The 14480-nt window shown below is 60.1% G+C and carries 14 protein-coding genes and 1 pseudogene; 2 read left to right on the forward strand and 13 right to left on the reverse strand.

All coding sequences use genetic code 11. The annotated features are described in order from the left end of the window. Positions 1-9 precede the first annotated feature (9 nt). Both CIT31_RS14055 and CIT31_RS14060 read right to left on the reverse strand, forming a co-directional pair. Entirely contained in the window at positions 10-789 is a 780-nt protein-coding gene (locus CIT31_RS14055; protein WP_095519048.1) for an SDR family oxidoreductase, read from the reverse strand. After that, positions 786-1109, reverse strand: coding sequence for a nuclear transport factor 2 family protein (locus tag CIT31_RS14060; protein WP_095519049.1), 324 nt, complete (start codon positions 1107-1109; stop codon positions 786-788). Before CIT31_RS14060 ends, CIT31_RS14055 begins: the two co-directional genes overlap by 4 nt. 100 nt (positions 1110-1209) lie before the next feature. Here CIT31_RS14060 and CIT31_RS14065 point away from each other — a divergent pair, with 100 nt between their 5' ends. Together CIT31_RS14065 and CIT31_RS14070 are read left to right on the forward strand one after the other, a co-directional pair. Further along, complete coding sequence (locus CIT31_RS14065; RefSeq protein WP_095519050.1) at positions 1210-2124, forward strand: LysR family transcriptional regulator; 915 nt, start codon at positions 1210-1212, stop codon at positions 2122-2124. A gap of 196 nt (positions 2125-2320) precedes the next feature. Next, the gene (locus tag CIT31_RS14070) at positions 2321-2959 is read left to right on the forward strand and encodes a hypothetical protein (RefSeq protein ID WP_095519051.1); all 639 of its coding nucleotides are present in this window, start codon (positions 2321-2323) and stop codon (positions 2957-2959) included. 21 nt (positions 2960-2980) lie between these two features. On the opposite strand, the gene CIT31_RS14075 is transcribed toward CIT31_RS14070, so the two are convergent. The 11 genes and pseudogenes from CIT31_RS14075 to CIT31_RS14120 all read right to left on the reverse strand — a co-directional run bounded on the left by CIT31_RS14075 (position 2981) and on the right by CIT31_RS14120 (position 14459). Further along, positions 2981-4642 carry a DNA polymerase/3'-5' exonuclease PolX gene (locus CIT31_RS14075; RefSeq protein ID WP_095519379.1) on the reverse strand — a complete coding sequence of 554 codons (1662 nt, stop codon included), beginning with the start codon at positions 4640-4642 and terminating at the stop codon, positions 2981-2983. A gap of 106 nt (positions 4643-4748) precedes the next feature. Next, positions 4749-6647, reverse strand: coding sequence for a DNA ligase D (gene ligD, locus CIT31_RS14080; protein WP_280950332.1), 1899 nt, complete (start codon positions 6645-6647; stop codon positions 4749-4751). A 57-nt stretch (positions 6648-6704) separates the two neighbouring features. Continuing rightward, on the reverse strand, positions 6705-6917 hold the full coding sequence (locus tag CIT31_RS14085) for a hypothetical protein (RefSeq protein ID WP_133116149.1): 213 nt from the start codon (positions 6915-6917) through the stop codon (positions 6705-6707). 231 nt (positions 6918-7148) lie between these two features. Beyond that, a complete protein-coding gene (locus CIT31_RS14090; RefSeq protein WP_425350609.1) occupies positions 7149-8378 on the reverse strand; it encodes a response regulator in 1230 nt (409 codons plus the stop codon). Further along, on the reverse strand, positions 8311-8676 hold the full coding sequence (locus tag CIT31_RS14095) for a response regulator (protein WP_095519054.1): 366 nt from the start codon (positions 8674-8676) through the stop codon (positions 8311-8313). Before CIT31_RS14095 ends, CIT31_RS14090 begins: the two co-directional genes overlap by 68 nt. Next, the gene (locus CIT31_RS14100; protein ID WP_245316235.1) at positions 8673-10247 is read right to left on the reverse strand and encodes a sensor histidine kinase; all 1575 of its coding nucleotides are present in this window, start codon (positions 10245-10247) and stop codon (positions 8673-8675) included. The genes CIT31_RS14095 and CIT31_RS14100 overlap by 4 nt, the downstream gene beginning before the upstream one ends. Before the next feature lie 45 nt (positions 10248-10292). Beyond that, positions 10293-10781 (reverse strand): annotated as a pseudogene (locus CIT31_RS36035) (MCP four helix bundle domain-containing protein); the annotation flags it as partial. Continuing rightward, entirely contained in the window at positions 10747-11241 is a 495-nt protein-coding gene (locus CIT31_RS14105) for an SCO family protein (protein WP_133116150.1), read from the reverse strand. The pseudogene CIT31_RS36035 and the gene CIT31_RS14105, both read right to left, overlap by 35 nt. 89 nt (positions 11242-11330) lie before the next feature. Further along, positions 11331-12341 (reverse strand): ABC transporter substrate-binding protein, encoded by a 1011-nt coding sequence (locus tag CIT31_RS14110; RefSeq protein ID WP_095519057.1) that lies wholly within the window; start codon positions 12339-12341, stop codon positions 11331-11333. 46 nt (positions 12342-12387) lie between these two features. Then, a complete protein-coding gene (locus CIT31_RS14115; protein ID WP_095519058.1) occupies positions 12388-13404 on the reverse strand; it encodes an ABC transporter substrate-binding protein in 1017 nt (338 codons plus the stop codon). A gap of 47 nt (positions 13405-13451) precedes the next feature. After that, positions 13452-14459 carry an ABC transporter substrate-binding protein gene (locus CIT31_RS14120; RefSeq protein WP_095519381.1) on the reverse strand — a complete coding sequence of 336 codons (1008 nt, stop codon included), beginning with the start codon at positions 14457-14459 and terminating at the stop codon, positions 13452-13454. Positions 14460-14480: the final 21 nt, after the last annotated feature.

Here is a 14480-nt window from a genome sequence, read left to right on the forward strand (position 1 = left end):
GAGGCTTTTTTACACTGTAGGCACGGTTCCTCCGTCGATCACATATTCCGCACCCGTGATCGAAGAGGCACGATCGGAAGACAGAAAGGCAACGAGATTGGCGATCTCGGCCGGGCTTGAGGGGCGACCGAGGGGGATTCCGCCGAGGGAGTCCATGATGATCTTCTTGCCACCCTCAACGTCGGTGCCTGCCTCATCCGCGAGACGTCGGGCGAGCTTGACGGAAGCCTCGGTTTCTATCCAGCCCGGAGACACGCGAACGACACGCACGCCTTTCGGCGACACCTCCTTCGAGAGGCTCTTGCTGTAGGTCGACAGCGCCGCCTTCGCCGCGGCGTAGGCGGTGGTGGCTTCCGGCAGGGGCAGCAGCCTCTGGATGGAAGAGACGTGGATCACAACGCCGCTGCCCTGCGCGATCATTCCTGGTACCAGCTCGCGGTCCAGCCTCACAGCGGGGAACAGGTTGAGGTCGAGTTCCTTGTGCCAATCGCTGTCGCCCAGCGCCGAGAAGCCGCCTGCCGGCGAGGAAGAGCCACCGAGCATGTGAACGACAATATCGACGCCGCCCAGCTGACCCCTGACGGCTTCCGCCACCGTGAAGCAGCCTTCGCTGGTGGAAAGATCGGCAGCCACGAAAAGGTCCGCCGAAGGGTTCGCGGGAAACGAGCGGGCCGTCGTCAGCACACGCGCGCCGAGTTCGCGGAACAGGTCGACGGCTGCTGCCCCGGCTCCCCTTGTGCCGGACGTGATCAGGGCGCGCTTGCCTGAAAGATTCAGGAAGTCGCTCATGCGCCGATCTCCAAGGCTGCGATCTTGTCGCCCATCAGACGGAAGACGTAGGTGAGATTTGCAGGGCTGCCGGGAAATTCACCGGTGACCTTGGCGATCACCCTCGTTCCATGCTCGTCGGTAAGGGCCTCGAGTGGCTCGGCGACGTGCCGATACCTGGCCTTCGAGTATTCCCACCAGCTGCCGATGGCATAGTGCCCGGAATGGGAGCGGCCCTCGTCATGTACAGCGGCGCTCGGCGCGAAGCAGGCCAGCAGAGCCTCGCAGTTGTTGTTCCGATCCGCTTCGAAATATGCCTGGATCGCCTGAGGCAGTTGCATCTCTCATCTCCTCTTGGGATTGTTCACTCCACAAGTAGGCGTATTCCGATGTTCGGATAATTGGGATAAATATGGATGTCGAATTGCGGAAAGTGGGATAATGGCGAGGCCTGGCCTTCACGATCTGGAAGCTGTCGTAGCCGTTGCTCGCAGATCCTCTTTCCGCGGCGCGGCGCTTGAACTGGGAATGTCGACGACTGCCCTTAGCAATGCGGTCGGCAAGCTGGAGGCCCACCTTGGCGTTCGCTTGTTCAACCGAACCACCCGCAGCGTATCTCTGTCGGATGCCGGTCGCCTGTTCGTCGAGAGCGTCGGTCCTGCGTTGCAGGACATCCACGGTGCCATGGATGCAGCGCGCTCAAAGCAGGCAAACCCCACGGGAACGCTGCGCATCAATTCCTATGCTACTGCCGCGCGAGAAATCCTTTCGCCCCTGCTTCTGGAGTTCATCAGGCGTTACCCGCAGGTCCATGTCGATCTGGTCACCGAGGGACGGCTCTTGGACATCGTCGCGGAAGGCTTCGACCTGGGCGTGCGTCGCGCCACCCTCGTGCCGAGTGACATGATTGCGATCTCGCTGGGTCGGCCGCAGCGAAATGTGGTCATAGGCTCGCCCGACTATTTCAAAAGCTATGGTACGCCTTCCACACCGACTGACCTCCTTCAACATCGGTGTATCCGTATCCGGCTGCCGAATGGCGCGCTCTTTCGCTGGCGCTTCGAGCAGGATGGGGAACCGCTATTGATCGATGTGAACGGACCGATGACTTTGGATGAGGCAAGCCTGTCCCGCGGCACGGTGCTCGAAGGCGTGGCGCTGGGCTACGTAATGGAGCGTGACGTGCGCGAGGATATTGAGGCAGGGCGGTTGATCAGCGTTCTGAAGGAATGGATGCCACCTTCCGACGAACTCTGCATCTATTACCCGGGACGACGCAATCCATCCGCGGCGCACAGAGCATTGGTTGAGCTAGCACGGGAACTCGGCTCAAAAGGCCGAAACACGACTGCATAAGCGCCGTTCCGCTTTGCGCCTGATATCGCACTTTGAGAACTGCCGCTTCCTGTTAGCCGAAGTTGCAAGCGGCCCCGCTGATAATCGTGGTTGCGCCTTTAGGGCATCGTGGTTCAGACCGCTGACGGATTCGAACTCATATTGGTTTTGCGATCGGCTCATCGCTGCCGACAATCGGTGACCTATATAAAGGGGCATGTCCACGCGCCGAAAAATCAATGCAACAGCGAAGCTGATTGGAGAGTGGCCTTTAACCCCGGCTGCAACGCTTGGATCGTCCGTCAGAGCGAGGGGTATTTTTCTCGAATTACGCGCCCGCCTTCCAATGGAGTTCAGGAAACTGCTCCATATCGAGTCCCGCGTGCTGACCCTGCGCCTGTCTGAGGGCGCCGAGAATGATGTGCAGGTGGTATTCGGGATCGTATCCAAAGCACTGCAGAATATCGAAGACCTGCCCGTAATCCCCCGTGAAATCGAGGACATTCTGACGATCTCGACGGCCGAACGGCACCGCTGGCTGAAAGATGGTCGCTTGCAGAGCGCTGGGACGAAAACGGTGAAACTCCGCGGGCGGGCAAGGAACATCACCTTTCACGTGTTCGACCCGCAGCACGTGGAGGATGTGCTTGACCGCGACCTGGTTACGGTCTGGCGCGAACAGGACGCAGCGACAGCTGCAGAGAATAGGCGGCGAGCCGCGGGGAAGGCCGCTATGAAACGTGCTCAAAGAAGCGGTCGCGGAACTGCAGCTTCAGCGGGCCGTGGCCCCGATGAGAACTCGCACTCCAGTTTGCGCGGCTGGGAAGATTTTGAGAATGACGGCCTCCTGCGCTGATAGGCCGGGCGCACAAGCAGGTTAGGACGTTTGCCTGCGCCGTGCGAGATGCGCAAGGAGGGCCGTCAAACGCATCGCGTTCAGGACCCGCTTCGCAGGGACACCGCCCTTGCGCGCCATCTCGACACCCCAATGCATGTGGTCGAGCTCGCGGATCGAATGAGCGTCCGGATTGATGCTGAAGATGCAGCCCTGATCGAGTGCCTTTTGATGCCAGCGCCAGTCGAGGTCGAGTCGCCAAGGATGTGCGTTGATTTCGACAGCGACGCCGTGTTTCGCACACGCTTTGAGGACCTTGTCGACGTCGAGATCATAACCGGGCCGGCGCAACAGCTGGCGACCGGTCATGTGCCCGATGATTGTCGTCCGAGGATTTCCGATCGCCTCAATGATACGCTCCGTCTGTTCCTTCTTGGGCAACTTGAAGCGGCTGTGCACGCTCGCGACGACGAAATCGAACTGCTCCAAGATATGATTCGGGTAATCGAGCGAGCCATCCGCCAGGATGTCCGCTTCGATGCCCTTCAGTATGCGAAATTTTCCATTGTATGCCTTGTTCAGCCGGTCAGCTTCGCGGTGCTGTTCAGCAATCTCCTGCAACGAAAGGCCGCCTGCGTAGTGAGCGGACTGCGAATGATCGGCGACACCATAGTATTCGAAACCGCGCTTGCGCGTGGCTTCAGCCATTGCCTCAAGCGTTTCGGTGCCATCGGATGCGGTCGTGTGAGAATGCAGGATGCCATGCAGATCTTCATCCCGAATGAGGGCGGGTAGCTTCTGCTTTGCCGCCCGCTCAATCTCGTCCCTGCCTTCGCGCAATTCAGGCTCGATAAACTGCAAGTCTAGAGCTTGGTAGATTTCTTCTTCTGTCGCTGACGCGATCAGCTTTCTCCCGCGATGAAGCCCGTCGGCGTTTAGGGTGAATCCCTTGTCGGCCGCGAACGTCTTCAGTTGGTCAAGGTGGTCTGCCGAACCGGTTGCTTCGAGCAGGTTCGCGCCAAAGTGCTTCCTGTCCGTGACAACAAGCCTGAGGGTCGTATCCTCGATTCCAGTCGACTTTCTGCCCTGCGCTACCAGGGCGAAGTCGGAAACGAGCTCGCAACCGCGCCGGAAGTCACCTGCAATTTCGACGCGCGAAAACTCTGGATGCTCTTGCTTCACCGATATGACCGCATGTTCGAGAAGAGCGGCGGCCTTGTGCAGGTGAAGTTGCGTTTTGCCGCTTCGCACGATGGCCAGGTTCTGCAGGAGCTTTGTCTGAAGCGCGGCGCCGAGGCCTTTGACTGGGCGTATGCGGTCTTCTCTTGCTGCGGCCTCGAGCTCCGCCAGCGAGTTTACGCCGAGCGCCTGATGAAGCTTCAGTATCTTATCGGGACGAAGCCCGGGTATGGCAAACAGCTCCATCACGCCCGCTGGAACATCCTCGCGCAGCTTCTCAAGGCTTGGGTGCGTGCCGGTTTGGTAAAGCTTGGTCACGATGTCTGCGATCGCGTCGCCGATCCCCGGGATCTTGGTGATAGCGCCGGTGGCGATGATCCGATCAAGCGGCTGCGACAGCGCCGTCAGACTGTCTGCCGCGCGCAAGTATGCCTTTGTGCGATAGGGATTGTCGCCGCGCATAGACGCCCGTTGCGCGTATTCCCTCAAAAGACTGGCGACGGTCCTCGGATCGATTTTTGCCATGGCTTCAGCCAAACGAGGCCGATCTCCGCAAGGTTCCAATCAGGCAAGGCCAAGCGCCGCGTTGCCCTTTAAATCCCGGCTTTACTGCCTCTTCCCGCGTCGGACGCTACAGATTGGGCAAGGATTGGTCAGCGCGACCCCATCCCGCCAGAGCTTTGGAGGCTGCGCGTTTCTTTAATTCAGGAGCATCGCCCACGTGGAAATGAGAGGGCGCATCTATTGTCTTCATCTCTGCCCACGTAATCGGTGCCGCGACAGGGGCGCCCGGACGTGATCTTGCGCTGTAGGGCATGATCGCGGTCGCCCCGCGCTGATTGCGTAGATAGTCCACAAAGATGCGACCCTTGCGGCGCGCCTTTGACAACACGGCCGTGAAATGGGCCGGATCGCTCTGGGCGACCGCCTGCGCCAGGCGAGACGCGAAGTCCTTCACCTCTGGCCACTCGGCGCCAGGGGTGAGGGGCGCGATGACGTGCACTCCTTTGCCTCCCGTCAGCATCGGGAAAGTCGTAAGCCCCAGCGATTTAAGGATAGCGCGGAACTGAAAGGCAGCGGCGCGGACGGCCTCAAAATCGAGGCCTTCATCGGGGTCGAGGTCGAACACGAGGCGGTCGGCCTTTTCGACATCCTCGATCCGAGCCCCCCATCCATGCAGCTCAATCGTTCCCATCTGGACGCAAGTCATCAGTCCGTCGGCATCGTCGACATAGAGATATGGTTCCTCGTGCCCGTCCTTCTCCGTGATGCCGACGTGGTGGACTTTGTCGCCAAAGCTGCCGGCGTCGTGTTTTTGGAAGAAGCACTTCTTCGCGCGGCCCTGTGGGCATCGAACCAGACTGATCGGCCGACTGCCAACCCACGGAAGCATGATCGCCGCGACCGCTGCGTAATGGTCGGCGAGCTGTCCCTTGGTGATGTTGGACTCCGGATAGATGACGCGGTCACGGTTACTTATCGCGATGGCGGTTGTCGCAGACGCGGCGAGATCGGCTGCATGACGTTCCGTCTCGAGCACGATCGCCTCCGGCTTCTTGTCTTCGCGGAGACCAAGATAGCTCGGATGTCGTAACGTCCCTTCATTTGTCATTTCGGTGAAGGCAATCTCAGCGACCAGTTTCGGACGGAGCCAGTGTGCGCCGCGCACTTCGGCGCGTGGTGCGTCAACGGTCGCGGCCTTCTGCTCAAGCGGCGCCATGATCTTCAAGAGACGAAGAAGTTCAGCGGTATCGAAGCCGGTGCCGACTTTCCCGGCGTAACGCAGCTTGCCGCCGTCATGAACGCCAAGGATCAAGGACCGAAACGCGCGGACCTTGTCGGACGGCGTCCAGCCGACAATCACAAATTCCTGCCGCCTGATGCATTTGATCTTCAGCCAGCTTGCGCCGCGGGCCGCCACATAACTCGAATCCGCGAGCTTTGAGATGACGCCCTCAAGGCCGGCTGCGCAGAAGCGATCGAGCAGCTCTTCTCCGCGGCCGAGGATATGGTCGGAGTAACGAAGGACCGGATTTTTCGCAGGCAAGATCGCCTCCAGCTTCGCCTTGCGCTCAAGAAGAGGAAGGCTTGTCAGATCTTCGCCGTCGAGCTGCAGCAGATCGAACGCATAAAAGTCGATAGTCGCCGGGGCACCCTTCAATGCATTCTGAAGCGCCTGGAAGTTAGATCTTCCTTCCGCATCGACAACCACGGCCTCGCCGTCAATCAGGGCGGAGCGCACCTTGAGCTTGCGAGCCTCGGAGAGGATCGAGGGAAAACGGCTAGACCAGTCCAGACCAGATCGTGTGTAGGCTCGCGCCTCGCCACCGCCGACGGCAACGAGAATACGATAGCCGTCGTATTTCATCTCATGGATCCAACGATCGCCGGCAGGGACCGTGTCCACGAGCGTTGCGAGCTGGACCGGCCGGAAAGCGGGCGGCGCTAAAGTGACCTCGTCACGAGCGGGCGACTTCGCTTGACTAGCGCTCGACCCATTGATTGCCTTATGCGACGTTGGCTTGATCACTTCTGATCTAAACCCTACTCCAGAGACGAAATAGCGTTATCCGCGTCCAACGCGCGACTACTTCTTTAGTTTCGCTGCAGGCCTATTGAGCTTTTCGCGATCATTGCCGACCCGCTTGATTAGCGCCTCGGCCTGAGGGCGCGCTCCTGCCTCCGGCCCTTCCATTTTCCCGATTTGCGCGCACAGCTCACTGGCAATAATCAAGAGCAGGAACGTGCCCTCAAATGCCGCCACAGCGTATCCGCTTTCTGCCATCGGCTTGCCCGACATTCCGGTTCCGGTCCCCTAAACGGCCTGTCAGCTTCGCGCCCAATCTCTGCCGTTGAGGTGCCTTTGCCACTGACCAAATGCAGACATCGCCGATGGCGAAGCTGTAGGTCGAGGTTGCGCCAATTGTTGTCGTTCGCTTGCTGCCCACGGAACGACCGCTTTCCACCGTTGCGGTCATTCATGGCGACGGCTTGGTCCGCCCGCGGGTCACTCATTGGGCTGCGTTCATCACTAACTTGACCGGCCAAGCCACCGGACAATTTCGTAAGCCAGCATAGGGCGGCGAAACCCCTTCAGTGTCAGTTCGCCAACTGGAACGGATTCGACCAATGATTCGACGGCGCCAAGAACCCGTTGGCTGACAAGAATCTGGCGAGACCTGGCCTCCTCGCACAATCGGGCCGCGTGGTTCGACACAGTGCCGATCACCGCATAGTCCGCGCGCTGATCGAAACCGATCCGCCCGATGGTGGCGTGGCCTCGGGCGATACCGATTCCGAAGCCAAGCAAGTAGTCCCGTTTGCGCCATCGCTCTGAATGTTCGTCAATTGCGTCACGCATCGCCGCAGCCATTGAGACAGCCCTCTCAGTGTGATCGGCACAGGGCAGCGGATCGTTGAAAACCACCACGATACCGTCGCCCACGAACCGCTCCAAAGTCCCCTCGTGACGGACGATTTGTTCGCCGAGACAGGAATGGTACTCGCCAAGAACCGTCATTACCTCCTCGGGCTCGGCAGTCTCGGCGAAGGCTGTAAAGCCGCGCAGATCGCAGAAAACTACGGTCACCTCGCGACGATGGCTTTGAAGAAGCGCGTCGCCATTGCCTGCCGCAACGACAAGGTCGGCGACCTGCGCGGGAAGAAACCGTCGGAGCCGGCCCATTCGCTCGATCTCCGTAACCTGCTCCGCCACTGTTTGTTCAAGGGAGCGATTCCATGCAGCCAATTGCGCTGCCTGATCTTCGAGGAGCCGCGTCTGGCTCTCCACGGTATCGTATAGCGCCTTCTGGCGCAGCATCGAGCGCACGCGCGCCAGTAGCGCCTTGTGCTCGAACGGCTTGGTCAGATAGTCGTCGCCGCCGGCATCCAATCCCTCGACCACATCTCGCGTATCGGCTTTTGCGGTGACAAGGATAACCGGGATCGATCGCAGCGAAACGTCTGCCTTGAGCATCCGCGCGACGCTTATCCCGTCGAGCTTCGGCATCATGATGTCGAGGAGGATCAGGTCCGGCTTGAGGCTGCGCACCTTCGAAAGCCCCTCTTCGCCGTCGGCTGCTGTCACCACTTCGTAGCCATTCGCCTCGAGGCGCATACGCAGGATTTCGAGGTTTTCCGGGGTATCGTCGACGGCGAGAATGCGAGGCGGATCGTGCAAGGCCCTGTCTCCCTTAGGAAAGCAACTCGCGGATCTTGGCAAGCAGCTGGCGCGGACTGAATGGCTTGGCAATGTAGCCATCGCACCCGGCAGCAAGGGCTTTCGCCTCATCGCCCGACAATGCGTAGGAGGTGACGGCGACTATCGGAATGTGCCGGAGCGCCGGGTCAGCCTTTATGCGGCGGGCAGCTTCATATCCGTCGATCACCGGAAGCTGAATGTCCATCAGGATCAGGTCTGGCTTCTCAGCTGCAGCGGCAGCGACACCGGCAGCACCGTCCGCGGCCTCGATCAGTTCGTATTCGGTGGTGGCGATGAGATCGCGTATGATCTGCCGGTTGTCCTCGGTGTCTTCCACCATCAGGATTCGCTTGCTCATGCTGCCTTCACATCCTCTCCCACTCGGATCGGTATTTTCATGCGGAATGTCGAGCCTGAACCGGGCACGGACTCGACGCCTATGGTTCCACCATGCATTTCCACGATACGCTTCGAGATCGCCAGGCCGAGACCCGTGCCACCTTTTTGCCTGGTGCTGCTGTTGTCGACCTGTTGGAATTCATCGAAGATGAGCGCCTGGTCTGTGGGCGCAATGCCGGGACCCGTGTCGCGTACAATTATTTCGAAATGTCCGTCGACCGCGTCGGCAAGAATGTCGATCGCGCCCCTCTCGGTGAACTTGACGGCATTGCCGGCGAGATTGAGCAGGACCTGGGTCAGGCGGCGTTCGTCCCCGCGGCCCAGCGGAAGGTTTTCGGCGACCGTGGCAGCGAGCGAAAGCCCTTTTGAACGCGCCAGCGGCTCCACAGCTGTAACGGTCGATCGAACAATTTGCCCAACGGAATAATCCTCGAGCGCCAGCGTAAGCTGGCCCGCTTCGATCTTTGAAAGATCGAGCACGTCGTTGATAAGCCCCAGCAGATGACGGCCGTTTGCCTGCACGCGCGCAACCGTCGTTTTTGCCTTGTCCGGGAGCTCGCCGTAAATCCCGTCGACCAACAGTTCGGTGAACCCCAGGACCGAATTGAGTGGCGTCCTGAGCTCGTGGCTCATATTCGCGAGGAACTGAGACTTGTGGCGGCTGGCCGCCTCCAGCTCCTGGCTTTTTTCCTCTATCTCGCGGAACAGCTTCGCGTTTTGGATGGCCAGTACCGATTGGTCTGCAAAGGTTTCCATCAGATGGACGATTTGCTGGTCGAATTCACCGGGCTTGCGGCGCCTGACGACGAGCGCGCCGACGATCTTGTTCGGCCTTAGGAGGGGAACCACCAGAACGCCGCGATATCCGGCATCGAGGACGACTTTCTGAACGGGAGACGGCGTTCGCACACTGAGATCCGGCACCTGGACAGGCGCGCGGCGCAATGCGGCGTCGCCAATCCCCGGATCGTTCAGCCCGATGGCCTGGTTGGAAATCGCGGCAATGAGCTCATCGCCCATCCCATAAGTCGCGCGCGGGCGGAATTGTTGCCTGGTGCTGCTGAACACATAGATGGTGCCCGCATCCGTTTCCGAGAGTTGAACCGCCTTCGCCACGATCGTCTGTAGCACTGTGTCGAGATCGAGCGTCGAATTGACCGCCTTGCTGACTTCCCCGAGCGCCTCCAGTTCGCCGACCGAGCGCGCAAGCTCGGCCGTGCGCGCCTGCACCTCCTGGTAAAGCCGCCCCAGCTGCTCGGAGGTTTGGTTGACATTGCCGGCGAGCACTCCAAGCTCGTCCCGATTAACGACGGTGACCTGTTGGGCAAACTCCCCTGCTGCAATCTGGCGCAGACGCGTTTCGATCTTCTTGACGGGCTCGATCAACGACCATGAGATGATGTAGCCCAGCGCCAGCGCCAGCAGGATGCTGCCCACCGCAAAGGAGACCACAATCAGCCGGGAGGTGCCGTACGCCCCCTCGGTCGTTTCGATGGCGGTCACCATGTCGGCTTCGGCGATGTTGACCAACTGGTTCGTCAGCCGCTCGAGGCGGTCGGCCGAAGGCATGATCTCAGCCTGCTGAACCTTGCGCGCCTCCTCCGTGCGGCCGGCGCGGACGAGCTCCACGACATGCGTCACCCCCGCCGTAAACCGGTCGTACTCTTGCCGGACCTGGCCGAGCACTTCCGCCTCAACTTCGGCGACGAACTCCATGCGGTCGAGGTCGTAGCCAAACTGATTGAGCTGGCGCAGCGCTGCATCCAGCATCCGGTCGTCCTGAAGCACGAGCGCGGTCGAGATGCTGTAGAGTTGGTTTGTCGTGTCGTGCTGGACCTGGCGGTAGGCTGCGATCCTGCGCTGCAGCTTGATCAACTCGTTTGTTTGATCGTTGACCCCGCTCAACACCTGCAACCCGACCGCCCCGAGCACTATTAACAGGCCGACGATCGACAGAAACGCGATCAGCAGCTTGGTCTGGACACGCGCCGGCAGCCGCGCAACCCAGCCGACCAGCCGGTTTGTGATATCATTTGGATTCGCCCAAGAGGCTGAGAAGGTCACCCCGGAACTCCTCCAAGTCGAACCGGACGCCGAGATACTGTACGCGCAAGGTGCCAGTCGGGTCTATGAGCGACGTCAGGAATGTGTGATCGACGTCTCCTTTCGCCACCTTCCTCGCGAAGATGCCGTACTTCCGTCCGACCTCACGGATGCTCGTCGGATCGCCGGTGAGAAACGCCCAACCGTCCAGATCAGCGCCGAAGTCCTGTGCATATTGCTTCAGCACTTCGGGCGTATCGTGCTCCGGATCGACGGTGATCGAAACGAAGGCAACCTTGGGCCCGAACGCAGAACCTAGCTTGTCCTGCACGTGCGCCATGTTGGCGGTCAGCATCGGGCAGATGTCAGTGCAGGAAGCATAAATGAAAGTGACGGCGACCACCCTGCCGCGAAAGTCGCGAAGCGACACGCGCGCGCCGTCCTGCGATATCAGGTTAAAATCCGGCGCCGGCCCGATCATCGGAAGGCGCTGATCGTGCGGCGCGTCATGCGCATATGCCGGCCAAGGAACAAGCAGCGCCAATAGCAGAATGCGTGCCGGCCACCCGCTCACGTCTTCAACTCGCGCTTCAGCTCGTCGACGAACCGCCAGTCAGTGCCCTCGGTGAGGATCGCCTGCGGAGTTGACTTGATCATGCCTGTCTCATGCATCCGCAGCGCGTAGAACCGCAGCGATGCTTCGCCATCATAATCCCGCCACCGGTCGTACCGGATGTCGTTCAGCGTTTGCAGTGCGTATTCATAGCTGGGGACGAAACCTCGATCGACCATCTGCTGCGCAACCAACGGCGGATCTGACGCGCAGAGGTCGGCGCCCTTGAAGATGGCCCGCAGGATATGCTTGGTCGCCACTGGGTATTTGTTCACATAGTCCGCAGTGGCGGAAATCATGCAGCAGAAATGCTGCGACCACGGCGGGTCGGTGGTCGAGTTGAGGATCGTATGGCCGATTTTCCGGGCGCGCAGCTCCTGTGTACGGGGCGGCTGGCCGAGGAATGCATCGAACTTTCCTTCGACAAAGCCTTCCGCGAAATTGTGTTCTTCTATGACCCATTCGATGTCGTTGACGGGATCGAGCCCGACATAGGCGGCCATCAGAGAAACCAACACGTATTGCGGCGAATCGAGGGTAAACACGCCAACCCGCTTTCCCCGCAGATCCGTGATGCCTGCGACGCTGTCGTTGGCGATCAGTTCGAGGCAACCGGAGTGCAGTCCGCCAAGCACCCTGATCGGCACGCCGGCATCAATCGACGCCACATGAATCGGCACGTAGTTCACACTGAAATCCATCTCGTTATTTGCAATCCACACCGAATGATCAACGCTGGTGTCACCTTGCACATAGCGGACATCGATGAAGCCCTCGGCGCGCAGCATCTCTCCCGCGATGTACACGCCCGCCCAGCAATAGGCGCCGCCGACGTACCGTGGCAGACGGACGGATGTGGTCTCCGGCGGCGGCTCGGCCTTAGCCTGCGTCGCGGTGCCGATAAAGCCTGCGGCCCCGGCTGCGGCTGCGCCGGCCAGGAAGCGACGGCGATTCTGGATGATCTGCATGGGGTTCTCCTTTCCGTGGAAACAGCACCGCGGGCCGATTGCCTGATCAGGTCTTCAATTCGCGCTTCAGCTCGTCAAGAAATCTCCAGTCCGTTCCGTCGGCGATGATCTGCTGTGGGCTCGACTTGATCATGCCCGTCTCCTGCATGCGCAGCGCGTAGAAGCGCATCGAGGCTTCGGCATCGTAGTCCCGCCAGACGTCGTATCGCGTGTCGCTCAGCGTTTGCAGCGCGTATTCGTAGCTGTCGACGAAACCTCGCTCGACCATCTGCCCTGCACTCCATGCGGGATTCGACGCGCAGAGGTCGGCGCCCTTGACGATGGCCCTGAGCACGCGCTTGGTCGCGACCGGGTACTTGTTCACGTAGTCCGCAGCGGCCGAGGTCATGCAGCAGAAGTGCTGCGACCACGGGCGGTCGACCGTAGTGTTGAGGAGCGTGTGGCCGATTTTCTTGGCGCGCAGTTGCTGCGTCTCCGGCGGCGTGAAGAGATATGCATCGAACTTTCCTTTGGCGAAGGCTTCCACCGGCTTGCTTTCCTGGACCCATTCGATGTCGTTGTTGGGATCCAGTCCGATATAGGCCGCCATAAGGGCAACCAGTACGCGCGACGGCGCATCGATGTCGTGCATGCCCACCCGCTTACCCTTGAGGTCCGGGATGCCTTCTACGCTGTCGTTGGCGATCAGTTCGAGGCACCCGGAGTGCAGACCGCCAAGCACCTTGATTGGCACGCCCGCGTCGATTGACGCGACATGGACTGGCGCGTAATTCATGCTGAAATCCGTGTCGCCGCGTGCAATCCACACCGCCTGATCGACTTTCTCGTCACCCTGCACATAGCGGACGTCGGTGAAGCCCTCCGCTTTGAGGAGCTCTCCCGCCAGGTACATCCCCGCCCAGCAGTAGGCACCATCGATCCACCTCGGCAGACGGACGGAGGTCGTTTCAGGAGGTGCCTCGGCCCAGGCCGATGTCGAGGTGCCGATAATGCCCGCTCCGCCGGCCGCCGTGAGGCCAGCCAAGAAGCGACGGCGGTTCTGGAAGTTCTGGATGATCTGCATCGGAGTTTCCTTTCAAAAGAAAACAGCACTGCGTGCCCATCACCCGCTCACGTTTTCAACTCACGCTTCAGCTCGTTGAGGAAGCGCCAGTCCGTTCCGTTGGCGATAATCTGGTGGGGGCTCGTCTTGATCATGCCGGCCTCATGCAGGCGCAAGGCGTAAAACCGTACGGTGTCCTCGGGCTCGTATTCGCGCCACTTGCCATAAGGCACTTCCTTCATCGTCTGCAGGGCATAGTCATAGTTGGCGGTGAACCCGTTATCGACGATCTGTTGCGCGACGCGCTGCGGCTCTGCGACGCAAAGGTCTGCCGCCTTGAGAATGGCGCGCAAGACGCGCTTGGTGGCGACAGGGTTGTTCCGAACGAACTCCGCATTGCCCGCCAGCATGCAGCAGAAGTACTGCGACCATGGGCGGTCCACAGCGCTATTGACGATGACGTGACCGATTTTGCGGTCGCGCAACTCCTGCGGATCGGGTGGAAGGCCAAGGAATGCATCGATTTTGCCCTCAACAAAGAGCTCCTTTGGCTTGATGGATGGACTGGCAACCCAGTTGATGTCCCTCACAGGGTCAAGCCCGACATAAGTGGCCATACTTGCCAAGAACAGGTGGGGCCCTGATCCTATACTTGGCACGCCTACGGTCCTGCCCTTCAGGTCTGTGATGCGGTGGATCCCTTCGCTCCCGAAGAGCTCGAAGCATCCCGTGTGCACGCCGGAAACCACCGTGATCGGTATTCCAAGATCCATCGGCACGATGAGATTTCCCGCGTAGTTCAGGCTAAAATCCACCTCGCCTGCTGCAATACTCTTCGTCGTTGCGTCACCTAGCTCAACTGCAACATAGCGAACTTCGGTAAAGCCCTCTGCGTGCAGCAACTCCTTGGCGGCGTACTGTGGTGCCATGCAGATGGCAGGGAGTTTTGCGAGCCGGACCGTGGTCGTTTCGAGACCGCCCTCTTCGGCACGTGAATTTCGGGTGCCGACAACTCCGGCGACTCCTGCCGCCGCCATATTGGCCAAGAAGCGACGTCTGCTTTGGACCTTCTGCATGGATATCTCCATCGTTAGCTT

The organism is Mesorhizobium wenxiniae (assembly GCF_002284535.1).
GTDB lineage: Bacteria > Pseudomonadota > Alphaproteobacteria > Rhizobiales > Rhizobiaceae > Mesorhizobium > Mesorhizobium wenxiniae.